The following is a 12,826-nucleotide window of genomic DNA, read 5'->3' on the forward strand; positions in this document are numbered from 1 at the left end:
TGCACCTCCGGTCCCATTGTGAGTGATCGCGGCCGCGGATGGTCAGGGGCGCCGGGGCACCCGGAACTCCCATTCCGCGCCGTCGTCCGAGCCGTGCGCGCCCGCGGTCTCGAACAGCAGGTGCGCCGTGCCCTCGAGGGCGGCGATGCGGCCCACGATCGAGCGCGAAACCCCCATGCGCCCTTGCCCTTCGGCTTCAGCGAGCCGACCGGACGCGATGCCCGGCCCGTCGTCGCGCACGCTGATGATGAGTTCGTCGCCGGTATCCTCCAGCAGCACATACGCTTTCGCGCCGGGCCCGGCGTGCTGCACCACGTTGGCGAGCGCGGCGGCCACCGCCGCGGAGATCTCGCGCGCCTCCCAGCGCCCGAACGGCACCGGTTCGCCGGGGGTGGAGACCAGCACCGACGGGGTGGCCTGGGCCGTCAGCAGCGGCCGCAGATCCACCTCCGGTCCGCCGGCGTCGGAGCGTTCGCCCTGTTCGGAGATGAGCACCCGCAGCGCCACCTCCTGCTCCCCCGCGCGCTGCGCCAATTCCGCGGTGGGACCGCCGATTTCGGTGCCGCGCCGTTTGATGTAGCTCAGGACCTGCAGTACGCCGTCGTGCACCTCGCGGGCCAGTCGCTCGCGTTCCTGGGCCGCGGCGGTGAGCCGCACCGCGCGTTGGAGCTGGGCCTGGGCGCGGCGAGCGGTGTTGGCGGCCAAGCCGATCGCGAGCCCGACCGAGACCAGCACCGGCGCGGTCGCGTCCCGCCAGATGTCGAGTTCCCACTGTTCGCGCGCGGTGATGATGGCGGCGGCGATCAGCAGTCCGGACATGACCCCGCCGAACGGTCCCCACAGGATCGCCGAGGACATGACCGCGTTGGCCGCCCACAGCGTGGTGGGCAGGGTCTGATGCCCGTGGTACCAGTCGAAGTCCGAGACCAGGCGGGTGGCGAAGATCAGCGCGATGACCACCAGGTGGTCGCCGATGACGACGGTGGTGCGCACCCGGCGCAGATTGTGAATCCGCCACTGCGACAACATGACCGCCGAGACGCCGGACCACACCGCCATGAGCGCGATGAGCACCCAGCTCAGTCGCTGATTGGTGTAGTTCGACACCGACGCGGCCTGCTGGCCGACCGCGTAGATCAGCGTGACCAGCCGGAACGCCTGCGCGGCCCGCCACAGCGGTGAGGTGGCGGCGTCCCTGGAGGCGGGTTCAGCCGGGCGTGTCACCGGCGGCATCCGGGTCGGCGGCGGGCCCCGGCGCGCTCGGCCCGGCCGCGGGCGCCGCGCTCGTCGCCCCGGGTTCGGGCAGTCGATAACGATTCGGGTCGGGCGTGTCGGGCTCGGCGGCGAACATCCGTTCGTGCGGATCCCCGGTGTGCAGATCCTGGTACAGCTCGTCGGGCGAGTCGGCCAGCAGCGAGCGCATGGCGGTGTTGAGCACGGCCACGAACGGCACCGCGAGCAGACCGCCCGCGATGCCCGCGAGCACGACGCCCGCGGCGATGGCGAGCACCACGGCCAGCGGGTGGATGCGCACCGCGCGGCCCATCAGCAGCGGTTGCAGCACATGCCCTTCCAGCTGCATGACCGCGACGGTGATGCCGAGCACGATGAGCGCGGTGACCAGCCCCTTGGTCATCAGGGCGATGAAGACGGCGACCGAGCCGGCGATGAACGACCCGATGATCGGGATGAACGCGCCGATGAACACCAGCGAGGCCAGCGGCAGCGCGAGCGGAACCTGCAGGATCGCCAGGCCCGCGCCGATGCCGATGGCGTCGACCGCGGCCACCAGCACGGTGGCCCGGACGAATCCGGTGAGGGTGCCGAAGCCGAGCCGCCCGGCGGTGCGCACCCGATCGCGCTGGGCGCGCGGCACGACCCGGGTCATGAATTCCCAGATCTGGTCGCCGCCGTAGATGAAGAAGATGAGGATGAACAGCGTCAGGAACGCGCCCGTGAAGAACTCGCCGATCACGGTGGCGGTGGTGAGCGCGCCGTTGGTGAGCGTGGCCTGGTTCGATTCGATCGTCTTGACGATGGTGTCGCCCGCGTTGCGAATCTGCTCGTTGCTCATGTGCAGCGGGCCGTTGATCAGCCAGTCCTGAATCTCGTGGACGCTGTCCTTGAATTCGTCGGACAGCTGCGGCACACCGACGACGAACTGTTCGACGACGAAGGTCATGATGCCCGCGAGCAGGCCGATGGATCCGGTCAGCGCGACGAAGACCCCGAGCGACCGCGGCACGCCGAGACGCTGGATCCAGTCGACCAGCGGCGAGAGCAGGGCCGCGCCCAGCAGCGCGATCGACAGCGGAATGGTGACGGCCGAGAGCCGGTGCGCCATCCACGCGACGGTCAGGATGGCCGCCAGGATGAGCAGCAGCCGCCAACTCCATTCGGCGGCTTCGCGCACCAGCGGATGCACCGCGTCGGAATCGCTCTTGCGCGCCGACTTCGGCTGATCGGCGTGCCCGTCCCCCGCTTGCGCCTCGCTCACCCCCCGAACCCTACTGTGTCCGAATTGTCCCGCGCTGGTGCGAACGCACGCTCGATCGCCCGCCGCGCCCATGCCATTTCCCTCTCACGCGACGTCACACCCGATTTCGGGTGTAGCGGGGGCGTGTTCGGGGTAACCGGGAAATCGGCCCCGCGCCCAACCGCCCGCCCGCGCACGCGAGCTCCGGTGGCGCGCAGCCGTGCGCCAAATATTCGGACGGGCCGATCCGCCGCTAGATTGGTCTTCGTGTCAACGCCCCGCGAAGCAAGCTCAGCCGCGATATCCGCGCGGCCGGCCGGGCGACGAACGGTGGCGACATGACGACCGCCCGGGATCCGCTGGAAGCGGTCAAACAGACGATGCGTACGCGCTGGCCGCTGTATCTGGCATCGATGCTCGCCGCCAACGCTTTCGGCGCCGTGCTCGTGTGGGCGTTCATCCAGTACGGCCTGCCGGTGCCCGAGGGCGAGACCAGCGCGACCCGCCAGACCGGGCTGCTGGTGCCCGGGCTGGTCTTCACCGTCGGCGGGTTCCTGAGCCTGACCGCGTCGGCGCTCATGCTGCGCCCGGTCATGCGCTGGCAGATGCGCGGCGGGCCGCCGAGCCGGCAGGAACAGATGGCGGCGCTGCACGCGCCGCTGCGACAGGCCATCGTGCACCTGGTGCTGTGGCTGGTGGGCGGCGCGGTGCTGGCCTCGCTGATCATCGTGCGCACCCCGGAACTGGCCGCGGCGGTGATCGTCACCGAATGCATGGCCGCCACCATCGTTTTCGGCTTCACCTACATGCTGGGCGAACGCATTCTGCGCCCGGTCGCGGCCGAGGCGCTGACCGCGGGCGTCTTCGACCACACGCTGACCGCCGGCGTCGGCACCCGCATGGCCATGACGTGGGGCATGGGCACGTTCGCGCCGGTGATCGCCATCGTGCTGCTGTGCGTGACGCAGATTTCCGCGCGCGTGCAGTTCTCCGCCCAGTCGCTGGCGGTGTCGATTCTGCTGCTGTGCGGCGTGGTGATCATGCAGGCGCTGGCGCTGTCGATGCTCACCGCGTCGAGTATTTCCGATCCGATTCGGCAGCTCAGCCAGGCCATCGATCGCGTACAGGAAGGCGCGCGGGATGTGCAGGTGGAAGTTTTCGACGGTTCGGAAATCGGGCTGCTGCAGGTTGGCTTCAACCGAATGATGGGCGAGGCGGCCAAACGCCGGGAACTGCAGGAATTATTCGGCCGCCATGTGGGTGAGGACGTGGCGCGGCGCGCATTGGAGTACGGCACCGAACTCGGTGGTGAAACCCGATTCGTGGCGGTGTTGTTCGTCGATATGGTCGGTTCCACGGCCACCGCCGCCGAACGCCCGCCGACCGAAGTGGTCAGTCTGCTCAATGAGTTCTTCCGCGTCGTGGTCGATGTGATCGACCGCCATCACGGCCTCATCAACAAATTCATGGGCGATGCCGCGCTCGCCATCTTCGGCGCGCCGCTGGATCGCCCGGACGCGCCGACCGCCGCCCTGGCCGCCGCCCGTGAGCTGCGCGAAGCCCTGCGCGAGGTGCCCGGATTGGATATCGGCATGGGCGTGTCGGCCGGGCTCGCGGTCGCCGGCAATATCGGTGGGGCAAATCGATTCGAGTACACCGTGATCGGCGATCCGGTGAACGAGGCGTCGCGGCTCACCGAGCTCGCCAAGGACCGCCCCGAACGTGTCCTGACCTCGAGCAGCGCGCTGTATTTCGCCGATGAGAACGAACAGCGGCATTGGGAAACCGGCGACGAAGTCCAGCTCCGCGGACGGCGCAGAAAAACTCGGCTGGCCTGGCCGCGCTCGAGTAGCGACCTGAGGGGTACAGACGAGGCGGCGACCAGTTCGTTAGGCTGACCCCGTGACGGCCCATGATGAGCTGGCCGGCGAACCTGCGCCGCCCGCGGAGAACTCGCGCCGCGGCAGGTTCGGATGGGCCAAATGGGTGGTCGGGGCCGCGCTGCTGGCGTTGTTGATTTCCGAGGGCGCATATCTTTATCCGCGCCTAGCCGATTCTTGGAAGAACCTCACCGAAATCCATTGGGGTTGGGTCGCCGCCTGCATCTTCATGCAGGCGGTCTCCATGAGCGGGTACGGCCGGATCCAGAAGCAGCTGCTGCACGCGGGCGGCGTCGAGGTGAGTCAGCGCAAATCGGTCTCGGTGGTCTACGGCTCCACCGGTATGGCGCTGACCCTGCCCGCGGGCCAGGTCTTCTCCACCGCGTTCACCTACAGACAGATTCGGCGGTGGGGCGCGAGCCCGATCGTGGCGTCCTGGCAGCTGGTCATGTCGGGCGTGGTCGCGACCGCCGGACTCACCCTGCTCGGCCTGTTCGGCGCGGTGCTGGTCGGCGACCGCGTCGGTCCCCTGAAGGTGATCGTGTCGCTGGGCGCGGTGGCGGTGCTGATCTGGGCATTCAACTACGTGTCCAAGCATCCGGGTTCCATCGAATCGCTGCTGCACCGGGTGCTGCACCTGATCAACCGGATTCGGCACCGGCCGAGCACCGAGGGTTCGGAGAAGATCAGCGAGATCCTCGGCCAGCTGGAGTCGGTGGATCTGGGCCGCCGGGACGGCGCGCTGGTCACCTGGTGGGCGGTGGTGCACCGGATGGCGGACGTGGCCTGCCTGGGCGCGGCCTGCTACGCGGTCGGCGCGGAGCCCAAGCTGGCGGCCCTCATGCTGGTGTTCGCGGCCGGAAAAGCGGTGGGCACCATTCCCTTCGCGCCCGGCGGCATCGTCTACGTGGACGCCACCCTCATCTACTCGCTGACCGTCGCCGCGGCGCTGCCCGCCTCGCAGGCGGTGGCCGCCGCCTTCCTGTATCGCCTGGTCAGCTTCATCCTGGTGGCGATCGTCGGCTGGATCGTGTTCCTGTTCCTGTACCGCAAGCCGCACATCGACGACGCCGAGTACGAGAAGGAGTTCGAGCAGCGCCGCACCGGCGCGCCGAACCGACCCGCCGCCGAACAGTAGGCCCGGCGCCGGCGTGAGTGTCCCCGCGCGGTGCACGATATGTCCCTCGTGCGGCACGAGTGTCCCTGCGCGACCGGCCTGTGCGGTGCCGATACCCTGTGGCCCGTGAAGAAATTGGTGCCGTTCGTCGTCGATGTGGTGTTCGTGATCGTGTTCTGTGCGATCGGCCGCAGCAGCCACGACGAAGAGGTACTGACCGGCCTGGCGCGGACCGCGTGGCCGTTTCTCACCGGATTGCTGCTGGGCTGGGTGATCGCCGTGGCGCTGGCCTCGGGCCGCGAGGGGCTCACCGCGGCACGGCGTTTCGACGGCGGGGCGCTGTGGCCCGCCGGCGTCGTCATCTGGATCAGCACGCTGGCGGGCGGCATGGCGTTGCGCGCGGTCAGCGGTCAGGGCACCGCGCTGAGCTTCGTCATCGTGGCGACCTGCTTCCTGGCGCTGGTGCTGCTCGGCCCGCGCGCCGCGCTCCGGGCGCTGCGCTGATCCGGTCGCACCGGGCCGGGCACGACACGCCGAACTGACCAGGCGCGCCGCAGAATCGACCCCGGCGCGCCGCGCTAGTCGTCCGGGCTCGACAGCGCCTGCATCAGGCGCACCGCCATCCGCCCGGTGGCGTCGGCGCTGTCCACGTCGTCGATATGGATCGCGAAGGCCAGATCGCCCATGGTCGCGATGAGCCAGCCGTTGGCCCCCGCGGTCGCGCTGAACGCCTGAATGCCCTGGTAGCGGCCGAGTCCGGCGAGTTCGGGCGCGCCGGTGGCGTCCCGCAGCATGGTGCGCAGCCGGTCGGTGACGCCGCCCGCGAGCGGTTGCAGCTCGACCTCGGTGGCGGCCGGGTTGCCGATCGTGATCATGGGCTTGGGCACCTGGCCGTTGGCGATGGCCGCCGCCGCGATGGCCATGCCCCACGGGCTGGCCAGCAGCGAGTCCGCGGCGTTGCCGCGCCCGACGGTCTCCGCGCCGTTCTTGCCCGAGGGCAGCCTGCCGGTGGATTCGTCGAGACCGGCGACCTTGAAGTCGATGCCGACCCCGAGCATGGTCGCGGCCTCGGCGGCATCGCTGACCGAAACGTCCTGCGGCGCCTTCTGCTTGGCGACGGCGGCGACGTTCTTGAACACCTCGATCAGCCCGCCGACCGGGTACAGGCCGGTGAAGGCCACCGAGCCGTGCGCGCTGGCCTGGCTGTTCTGCGCGGCCGCGACCACCGCGCCGCTGGAGGGCTGGATGGCCACGATCGAGGCGGGGGCGCCGTAACTCACCACCGCGTCCTCGGCGGCGCGCTGCAGCCGCTGGTCCATGGTGGCGGCGATGTCCGGTCCGGGCGGGCCCTGTTCACCGGCGAGCTGGGTGACGAACTTGCCGTCCGGTTCGAACAGCTGCACGCCCCAGCCGGCCCGCTCGTCGCGGTTGTCCTGCCAGACCTTGCGCAGGGAGTCCAGCAGCGGGGACCAGACCCGGCGGTCGGCGGAGATGAGCCGGGGCTGCTTCTCCATGACCACGCCCGCGATGGGCGCCATGCGCGGCTCGAGGATCTCGAAGTCGCCGTCGCGCAGGTTCACCGCCACGATGGGCTTGCCCTGCGACGACGAGAGCTGCTGCAGCAGCGAATCTCCGGTGATCAGGGGCGCTACGGGTTCGATGGCGGCGGCCAGGGCGTTGGAGGAGGCCACCGGGTCGCCGGTCTTGGCAGGGTCGAGCTTGATGACGTTGATGGTCTGCTCGGTCATGAGCGGCGCGCCGACGATGTCGTTGACGCGCGGGGACGGCGCGGCGTAGGTGCGCACGAGTTGGACGCTGCGCTTGGCGTCGAGCTGCGGCAGCACCAGGGCGGGGTCCCACGAGATGCGCCAGCCGACACTGAGTTTGCGGACGGTGCCCTGCAGGTCGAACTTCCAGTCCTTCTTCTCCCCGAAGTTCCAGGCGCCGGTCATGCTGAAAAGACCGGTGTTCCCGTCGAGTCCGATGAACTGGGTCATCTCGTAGTCGGGTGTGCCCGACTCGAGTCCGCTGAAAACTTGCTTCAACGTTGCCGAGGCACCGTTAGGGTAGGACGTGAGGCGCGCGGCGCCGTCATAGTCCTTCTTGTCGAGGAGCGTGCTGAACCGCTCGACGACCGCTTCGGCCCCGGTCGTCCGATCCCGAACAGCACATGACCCCATCGCGATCGCGACACCGGCCGCCACCGCGAGCACGATTGCCCCACGTACTCGGAAGCGGCGGGATCCCCACACATCCATATCGCCCACTCTTCACTCTTGCCACATCAGCAACAGGGACCACGGTACCGCGTACCGAAAGCTCGCGGTGCCACCTTTCCACCAGGCGTACTCCTATTGAGCACCACCATAGTGCCGATATCGGTCGTTCGGGACCAGTTACATGATCACCGGTCGGTTACGGCCCCCGGCGTGTTCCACCACCCCTGAACCGTCCGGTCCGTACTGATGGCGGCCGCGCGAGCACCTTCCAGGACACCGTTCGAACACCGTTCTCCGAGAGCGCAATCGCATCGGCGCCGCGAAACGTAATGTTGTAATCAGCATTACAACTTCAGGCAGTAAGCGAGAGTGACCGCGATGAGAAACGGACAGCGCGAACGCGATCTCGGCCGACCGGGGGGCTGGCAGCAGGCCGACCTCCCCGACGCCCTGGACGCGAAGGATTGGTTCGCCGGAAGGTTGCCAGTCGAGTGGTTCACCGGTCCTCCGCTCCTGGAGATCGACCGCGACGAGATCGTCGTCATCGGCGAGTTGCCGCTCCCCGCAGTCGAACCCACCGACGCCGCGGACCCGGACGCACCGCCCGCCGAGGTCCCCAGGGCCACCCGGGAGGGACTCGTCTCCCGCTTCCGGGAATCCACCCGGCCCGCCCGCATGCAGATCGCCATGGAGGCGCACGGCCGCTATCGCCGCAGCGTGGCGTGGGGCGTGACGATCGCCGGCGAGCGAATCCTGTTCACCCACCTGTCCGTTCCGGTCATGACGCGCCTGCGCCAGCCCGAGCGCAAGGTGCTGGACACCCTGGTCGACGCCGGCGTGGCGCGCTCGCGGTCGGACGCGCTGGCGTGGACGGTCAAACTCGCGGGCAAGCACGCCGAGGAGTGGCTCGAGGAATTGCGCGCGGCCATGCGCCAGGTCGACGACCTGCGCGCGGAAGGCCCGCGCGGACTCTAGCCACCCGGTCCGCGGACGTAGGATGCGAGCCATGGCTCAATCCGCCGGTCCGATCCTGGTGCTCAACGGTCCGAATCTGAACATGCTCGGCACGCGACAGCCCGAGGTGTACGGTGCCGACACGCTCGACGACGTGGTCGAGCTGTGCCGGGTCACGGCCGAGCGGTTCGGTCGCGAGATCGACGCCTTCCAGTCCAATCACGAAGGCGCGCTGATCGACCGGATCCACGCCGCGCGCGGGGTGGTGTCGGGCATCGTCATCAACCCGGGCGGGCTCACCCACACCTCGGTGGCGCTGCGCGACGCCCTGGTGATTCCGGAGGTGCCGATCGTCGAGGTGCACATCAGCAATGTGCACGCGCGCGAGGAGTTCCGGCATCACTCCTACGTCTCCCCCATCGCCACCGCGGTCGTCGCGGGCATGGGTATCCGGGGGTACGCGGCCGCCGTCGAATTCCTCGCCACCCGCTGATCTTTCGGCTCCCGAGGCCCGGCTCATCACGAGCCGGGCCTTTTTCGTGCGCCGGGCACCCTCGAAGTAAATAGCTTGTACACCTCAGAATGTAGTAGATATGCTACATAGCATCATGAGATGACTACGGAGGATGCAATGGCTTACGGCGGGGACGCGGGGGGTGGCGCCGGCATCGTGCTCGACGTCAACCAGCTGCGTATGCGTTACGGCGACCGGGATGTGCTGCGGGACGTCACTTTTCAGGCCCGCGCGGGCGAGGTCCTGGTACTGCTGGGACCGAACGGCGCGGGCAAGACCACCACCATCGAGATCCTCGAGGGCTTCCGCATGCGCTCGGCCGGGCAGGTCAGCGTGCTCGGCGTCGACCCGGCGCACGGCGACGAGGCGTGGCGGGCGCGCGTCGGGGTGGTGCTGCAGTCGTGGCGCGATCACGGCAAATGGCGGGTCCGCGAACTGCTCTCGTACCTGGGACTGTTCTACGGCCCCTATTCCACCGGCGACATCCGGCGGCCCTGGGACGTCGACGAACTCATCGCCGCGGTCGGCCTCACCGCGCAGGCGAAGGCCAAGGCCATGACGCTCTCGGGCGGCCAGCGCCGCCGGCTGGACGTGGCGATCGGCATCGTCGGGCGGCCCGAACTGCTGTTCCTGGACGAGCCGACCGCGGGTTTCGATCCGCAGGCGCGCCGCGAATTCCACGATCTGGTGCACCGGCTCGCCGACGACGAACAGACCACCATCGTGCTGACCACCCACGATCTGGACGAGGCGGAGAAGCTCGCCGACCGCATCCTGATCCTGGCGGGCGGCCGGATCATCGCCGACGGTTCGGCCGATCAGCTCTCCCGCCGGATCGCCGGTGAAGCGGAGGTGAAATGGACGCGGGACGGGCAGCGTTTCGTGCACACCACCACCGAGTCCACCGCGTTCGTGCACGAGCTGTTCCGCGAGCACGGCGCGGCGATCGAGGAGCTCGAGGTGCGCCGCGCCTCGCTCGAGGACACGTACATGACCCTGGTGCAGCGCTTCGAGTCCGGGCGGCAGTCCGGCGACGACGTGCACACCCTCGAGGAGGTGATCCGATGAACCCCACCGTGATCGCGGCGCGCGCGGGCCTGTTGCGCGGGTGGATCGAAACGCGCCAGACCTTCACCAACGGCCAGGATCTGTTCGGTCAGTTCATCTGGCCGGTCCTCACGCTGGGCGCGTTGTTCTTCATGCGGGACGGCGCTTTCGAGGCCAGCGGGCTGACCCTGGGCGCGCTGGCGCTGCCCAGCGTGGTCGGCATGATGATCGCCTTCAACGGCATGTTCGCGATGGCGGGCTACCTGGCGATGGACCGCGAGGACGGAACGCTGTTGCGCGCCAAGGCGACTCCCAACGGGATGGTCGGCTATCTGGTCGGCAAGATCGCGGTGTCCTCGGCGTCGGTGCTCATCCAGGTGGCGGTGATCCTGGGCGTGGGCTCGATCATCGTCGGGGGCGTGCACCTGGACGGCGCCGGGTCGCTGTTCACCCTGCTCTGGGTGCTGGCCCTGGGTCTGCTCGCGGTGCTGCCGATGGGAGCGGCGCTGGGATCGCTGTTCGACAGCCCGCGCAGCATCGGCTTCATGGCGTTCCCCATCATGGGTCTCGTGGCGATCTCCGGCATCTTCTATCCGATCACCGCCATGCCCGGCTGGTTGCAGGGTGTGGCGCAGCTGTTCCCCATCTATTGGCTCGGCCTGGGCATGCGCTCGGCCCTGCTGCCGGACAGTGCGGCGGCGGTGGAACTCGGCGGGTCCTGGCGCACCCTGGAAACCGCGGCGGTACTGGGCCTGTGGGCGGTGGCCGGGCTGGTGCTCGCGCCGATCCTGTTGCGCCGCATGGCCCGCCGCGAGTCGGGGTCGAGTGTGGCGGCCCGGCGGGAGAAGGCCATTCAGCGTGGCTACTGAGGTCATCTTCAACCGGATCGCCATGCTGCGGGCCGAGCGCGGGGTGTCCCGCCGCGAGCTGGCGGCGGCGCTGGGCGTGCACTATCAGACGATCGGCTATCTCGAACGCGGTGAGTACAGCCCGAGTCTGCATCTGGCGCTGCGGGTTTCCCAGTACTTCGAGGTGCCGGTGGAGGTGGTCTTCTCGACCGCGCCGTTCCCGCGCCTCGGCTCGGACACCGCGTAGCGCGCCGCGCCCGTAGCGGCGCGGGGCCGGCGGCACGGCATCCGGTGACCGAACGACCTTGCCCCGCCGCACCTTCCGGTGCGGCGGGGCCATAGGTGTTCGTCACGCGGGACGCGGCCGCGTCCGGCCGAGGTGTCCGGTGCCGGTTACTTCTTCGCCCCCTGCATGAGTTCGAAGGTCGAGACCGCGCGTCCCGCATCGGCACTGGCGGCGATGGCCTTGCGCCAGTACTCCTGCGAGGTGCGCGAGAGGGTGGCGTCGACGCCGACCTCTTCGCTGGCCTCGATGATGTGCTGTGCGCCCGCGTCCATCATCTTCAGGCTGGCCACGTCGGCCCAGCCGCCGTTCTCGTTGGCGACCGAGAACTCCTCCATGAAGTACGGGTACGCCTCGCTCGAACGGATCGCGAAGGGCACGAACTGGGCCACCGAGTGCCCGGACCGCTTGATCATGGCCGTGGCCTGGTCGAAGGCCAGCAGCCACGGGTGGAAGGTGGTGAGCAGGCCCTGGTAGAAGACCTGTGCCAGACCGTCATCCGTGCCGAGGTACTCCTGCGGGCTCAGCGGGCGCAGCAGCTCGGCGTGCGCGTCGAACACCTCGCGGGGGCCGCTGTAGAAGATGTACGAGGCCGGATGTTCGATGTTGTCGCCCGCCGACATGACGCCGCCCGAGATGAACTGCGCGCCGTGCGATCGCACCCACTCCGCGCCCTTGCGGGCGTGCTCCGGGGAATCGGAGGAGAGGTTGGCGATCACCTTGCCGGGCAGGTGGTCCACGGCCTGGCCGAGGACGTCGTACATGGCGGCGTAGTGCGTCAGGCTCAGCACCGACACCTCGTTGGCGTCCAGGGCCTCGGCGACGGTGGCCGCCGCCTTGGCGCCCAGCGCCACCATGGCATCGACCTTCGCGGTGCTGCGGTTCCACACGGTCACCTCGACCCCGGCCTTGAGGAAGGCCTGCACCATCGCCTGTCCCATGGGGCCCAGGCCGATGACGGAAACGGAATTACGCTGCTCAGACATGGTGTGTCCTGTTCGTTCGTCGCTGTGTTGGTATCGGCGCCGAAATCGATACTGGCCCTGATCGGTAAGCTCGGGAAGACCGCACGTCGGGGTGTGGTTGCTTACCTGCAGGTTCGAAATACGGTCAGGAGCCCCGCCATGAACAACGACGGTGACGCGGATCACGACATCTGCGGCATGTCCGTGGCCATCGACGTGGTCGGCGGCAAGTGGAAGATGCATCTGATGTGGGCCCTGGGCGCGGGCCCGCAGCGCTTCGGCGAGCTGCGCCGCCTGCTGTCGGGCGTGAGCGAGAAGGTGCTCGCCGAGAATCTGCGCCAGCTCGAGGCCAGCGGCGTGGTGCACCGCGAGATCTACCCGGAGATCCCACCGCGCGTGGAGTATTCGCTGACCGAGCTCGGCCACGACCTCAACGTGGCCCTGCGTCCCCTGGAGGAGTGGGGCGATCGCAATCGCGGCCGGATCCTGGGCCGCCCCCTCAGCGTCGCGGGCTAGCCGCCGC

The 12,826-nt window shown here is 69.0% G+C and carries 13 protein-coding genes; 9 read left to right on the forward strand and 4 right to left on the reverse strand.

The window, feature by feature from the left end; translation table 11 throughout:
- Window positions 1–42: 42 nt before the first annotated feature.
- Both macS and ACWDOP_RS19835 read right to left on the reverse strand, forming a co-directional pair.
- Window positions 43–1,233, reverse strand: coding sequence for a MacS family sensor histidine kinase (gene macS, locus ACWDOP_RS19830; RefSeq protein ID WP_456346266.1), 1,191 nt, complete (start codon window positions 1,231–1,233; stop codon window positions 43–45).
- Window positions 1,208–2,425 (reverse strand): AI-2E family transporter, encoded by a 1,218-nt coding sequence (locus tag ACWDOP_RS19835; protein WP_456346351.1) that lies wholly within the window; start codon window positions 2,423–2,425, stop codon window positions 1,208–1,210. The genes macS and ACWDOP_RS19835 overlap by 26 nt, the downstream gene beginning before the upstream one ends.
- 431 nt (window positions 2,426–2,856) lie before the next feature.
- Here ACWDOP_RS19835 and ACWDOP_RS19840 point away from each other — a divergent pair, with 431 nt between their 5' ends.
- The 3 genes from ACWDOP_RS19840 to ACWDOP_RS19850 all read left to right on the forward strand — a co-directional run bounded on the left by ACWDOP_RS19840 (window position 2,857) and on the right by ACWDOP_RS19850 (window position 5,977).
- Window positions 2,857–4,374 (forward strand): adenylate/guanylate cyclase domain-containing protein, encoded by a 1,518-nt coding sequence (locus ACWDOP_RS19840; protein WP_454201035.1) that lies wholly within the window; start codon window positions 2,857–2,859, stop codon window positions 4,372–4,374.
- Window positions 4,375–4,378: 4 nt separating this feature from the next.
- On the forward strand, window positions 4,379–5,494 hold the full coding sequence (locus ACWDOP_RS19845; RefSeq protein WP_456346267.1) for a lysylphosphatidylglycerol synthase transmembrane domain-containing protein: 1,116 nt from the start codon (window positions 4,379–4,381) through the stop codon (window positions 5,492–5,494).
- Window positions 5,495–5,599: 105 nt separating this feature from the next.
- Complete coding sequence (locus ACWDOP_RS19850) at window positions 5,600–5,977, forward strand: DUF3054 domain-containing protein (RefSeq protein ID WP_456346268.1); 378 nt, start codon at window positions 5,600–5,602, stop codon at window positions 5,975–5,977.
- Window positions 5,978–6,051: 74 nt separating this feature from the next.
- Here ACWDOP_RS19850 and ACWDOP_RS19855 read toward each other — a convergent pair whose 3' ends face one another.
- Complete coding sequence (locus ACWDOP_RS19855) at window positions 6,052–7,731, reverse strand: NTF2-like N-terminal transpeptidase domain-containing protein (RefSeq protein WP_456346269.1); 1,680 nt, start codon at window positions 7,729–7,731, stop codon at window positions 6,052–6,054.
- A 339-nt stretch (window positions 7,732–8,070) separates the two neighbouring features.
- Here ACWDOP_RS19855 and ACWDOP_RS19860 point away from each other — a divergent pair, with 339 nt between their 5' ends.
- From ACWDOP_RS19860 to ACWDOP_RS19880, 5 genes are all read left to right on the forward strand, one after another.
- Window positions 8,071–8,667 (forward strand): hypothetical protein, encoded by a 597-nt coding sequence (locus ACWDOP_RS19860; protein ID WP_456346270.1) that lies wholly within the window; start codon window positions 8,071–8,073, stop codon window positions 8,665–8,667.
- Window positions 8,668–8,689: 22 nt separating this feature from the next.
- Window positions 8,690–9,139, forward strand: coding sequence for a type II 3-dehydroquinate dehydratase (aroQ, locus tag ACWDOP_RS19865; protein WP_454200993.1), 450 nt, complete (start codon window positions 8,690–8,692; stop codon window positions 9,137–9,139).
- Window positions 9,140–9,259: 120 nt separating this feature from the next.
- The gene (locus tag ACWDOP_RS19870; RefSeq protein WP_456346271.1) at window positions 9,260–10,228 is read left to right on the forward strand and encodes an ABC transporter ATP-binding protein; all 969 of its coding nucleotides are present in this window, start codon (window positions 9,260–9,262) and stop codon (window positions 10,226–10,228) included.
- On the forward strand, window positions 10,225–11,076 hold the full coding sequence (locus tag ACWDOP_RS19875; RefSeq protein WP_456346272.1) for an ABC transporter permease: 852 nt from the start codon (window positions 10,225–10,227) through the stop codon (window positions 11,074–11,076). Before ACWDOP_RS19870 ends, ACWDOP_RS19875 begins: the two co-directional genes overlap by 4 nt.
- Entirely contained in the window at window positions 11,066–11,302 is a 237-nt protein-coding gene (locus ACWDOP_RS19880; RefSeq protein WP_454200990.1) for a helix-turn-helix transcriptional regulator, read from the forward strand. Before ACWDOP_RS19875 ends, ACWDOP_RS19880 begins: the two co-directional genes overlap by 11 nt.
- Window positions 11,303–11,448: 146 nt before the next feature.
- Here ACWDOP_RS19880 and ACWDOP_RS19885 read toward each other — a convergent pair whose 3' ends face one another.
- A complete protein-coding gene (locus ACWDOP_RS19885; RefSeq protein ID WP_454200989.1) occupies window positions 11,449–12,324 on the reverse strand; it encodes an NAD(P)-dependent oxidoreductase in 876 nt (291 codons plus the stop codon).
- 138 nt (window positions 12,325–12,462) lie between these two features.
- On the opposite strand from ACWDOP_RS19885, the gene ACWDOP_RS19890 reads away from it, so the two are divergent.
- Window positions 12,463–12,819 (forward strand): winged helix-turn-helix transcriptional regulator, encoded by a 357-nt coding sequence (locus ACWDOP_RS19890; protein ID WP_454200988.1) that lies wholly within the window; start codon window positions 12,463–12,465, stop codon window positions 12,817–12,819.
- Window positions 12,820–12,826 lie beyond the last annotated feature (7 nt).

The organism is Nocardia sp. NPDC003693 (assembly GCF_053981095.1).

Bases quoted from the DNA above. Each gene is read 5' to 3' on its own strand.
- ACWDOP_RS19890 (WP_454200988.1), top strand. From the start codon at position 12,463: ATGAACAACGACGGTGACGCGGATCACGACATCTGCGGCATGTCCGTG.
- ACWDOP_RS19875 (WP_456346272.1), top strand. From the start codon at position 10,225: ATGAACCCCACCGTGATCGCGGCGCGCGCGGGCCTGTTGCGCGGGTGG.
- aroQ (WP_454200993.1), top strand. From the start codon at position 8,690: ATGCGAGCCATGGCTCAATCCGCCGGTCCGATCCTGGTGCTCAACGGT.
- ACWDOP_RS19840 (WP_454201035.1), top strand. From the start codon at position 2,857: ATGCGTACGCGCTGGCCGCTGTATCTGGCATCGATGCTCGCCGCCAAC.
- ACWDOP_RS19870 (WP_456346271.1), top strand. From the start codon at position 9,260: ATGACTACGGAGGATGCAATGGCTTACGGCGGGGACGCGGGGGGTGGC.
- ACWDOP_RS19885 (WP_454200989.1), bottom strand. From the start codon at position 12,324: ATGTCTGAGCAGCGTAATTCCGTTTCCGTCATCGGCCTGGGCCCCATG.
- ACWDOP_RS19855 (WP_456346269.1), bottom strand. From the start codon at position 7,731: ATGGATGTGTGGGGATCCCGCCGCTTCCGAGTACGTGGGGCAATCGTG.
- ACWDOP_RS19860 (WP_456346270.1), top strand. From the start codon at position 8,071: ATGAGAAACGGACAGCGCGAACGCGATCTCGGCCGACCGGGGGGCTGG.
- macS (WP_456346266.1), bottom strand. From the start codon at position 1,233: ATGCCGCCGGTGACACGCCCGGCTGAACCCGCCTCCAGGGACGCCGCC.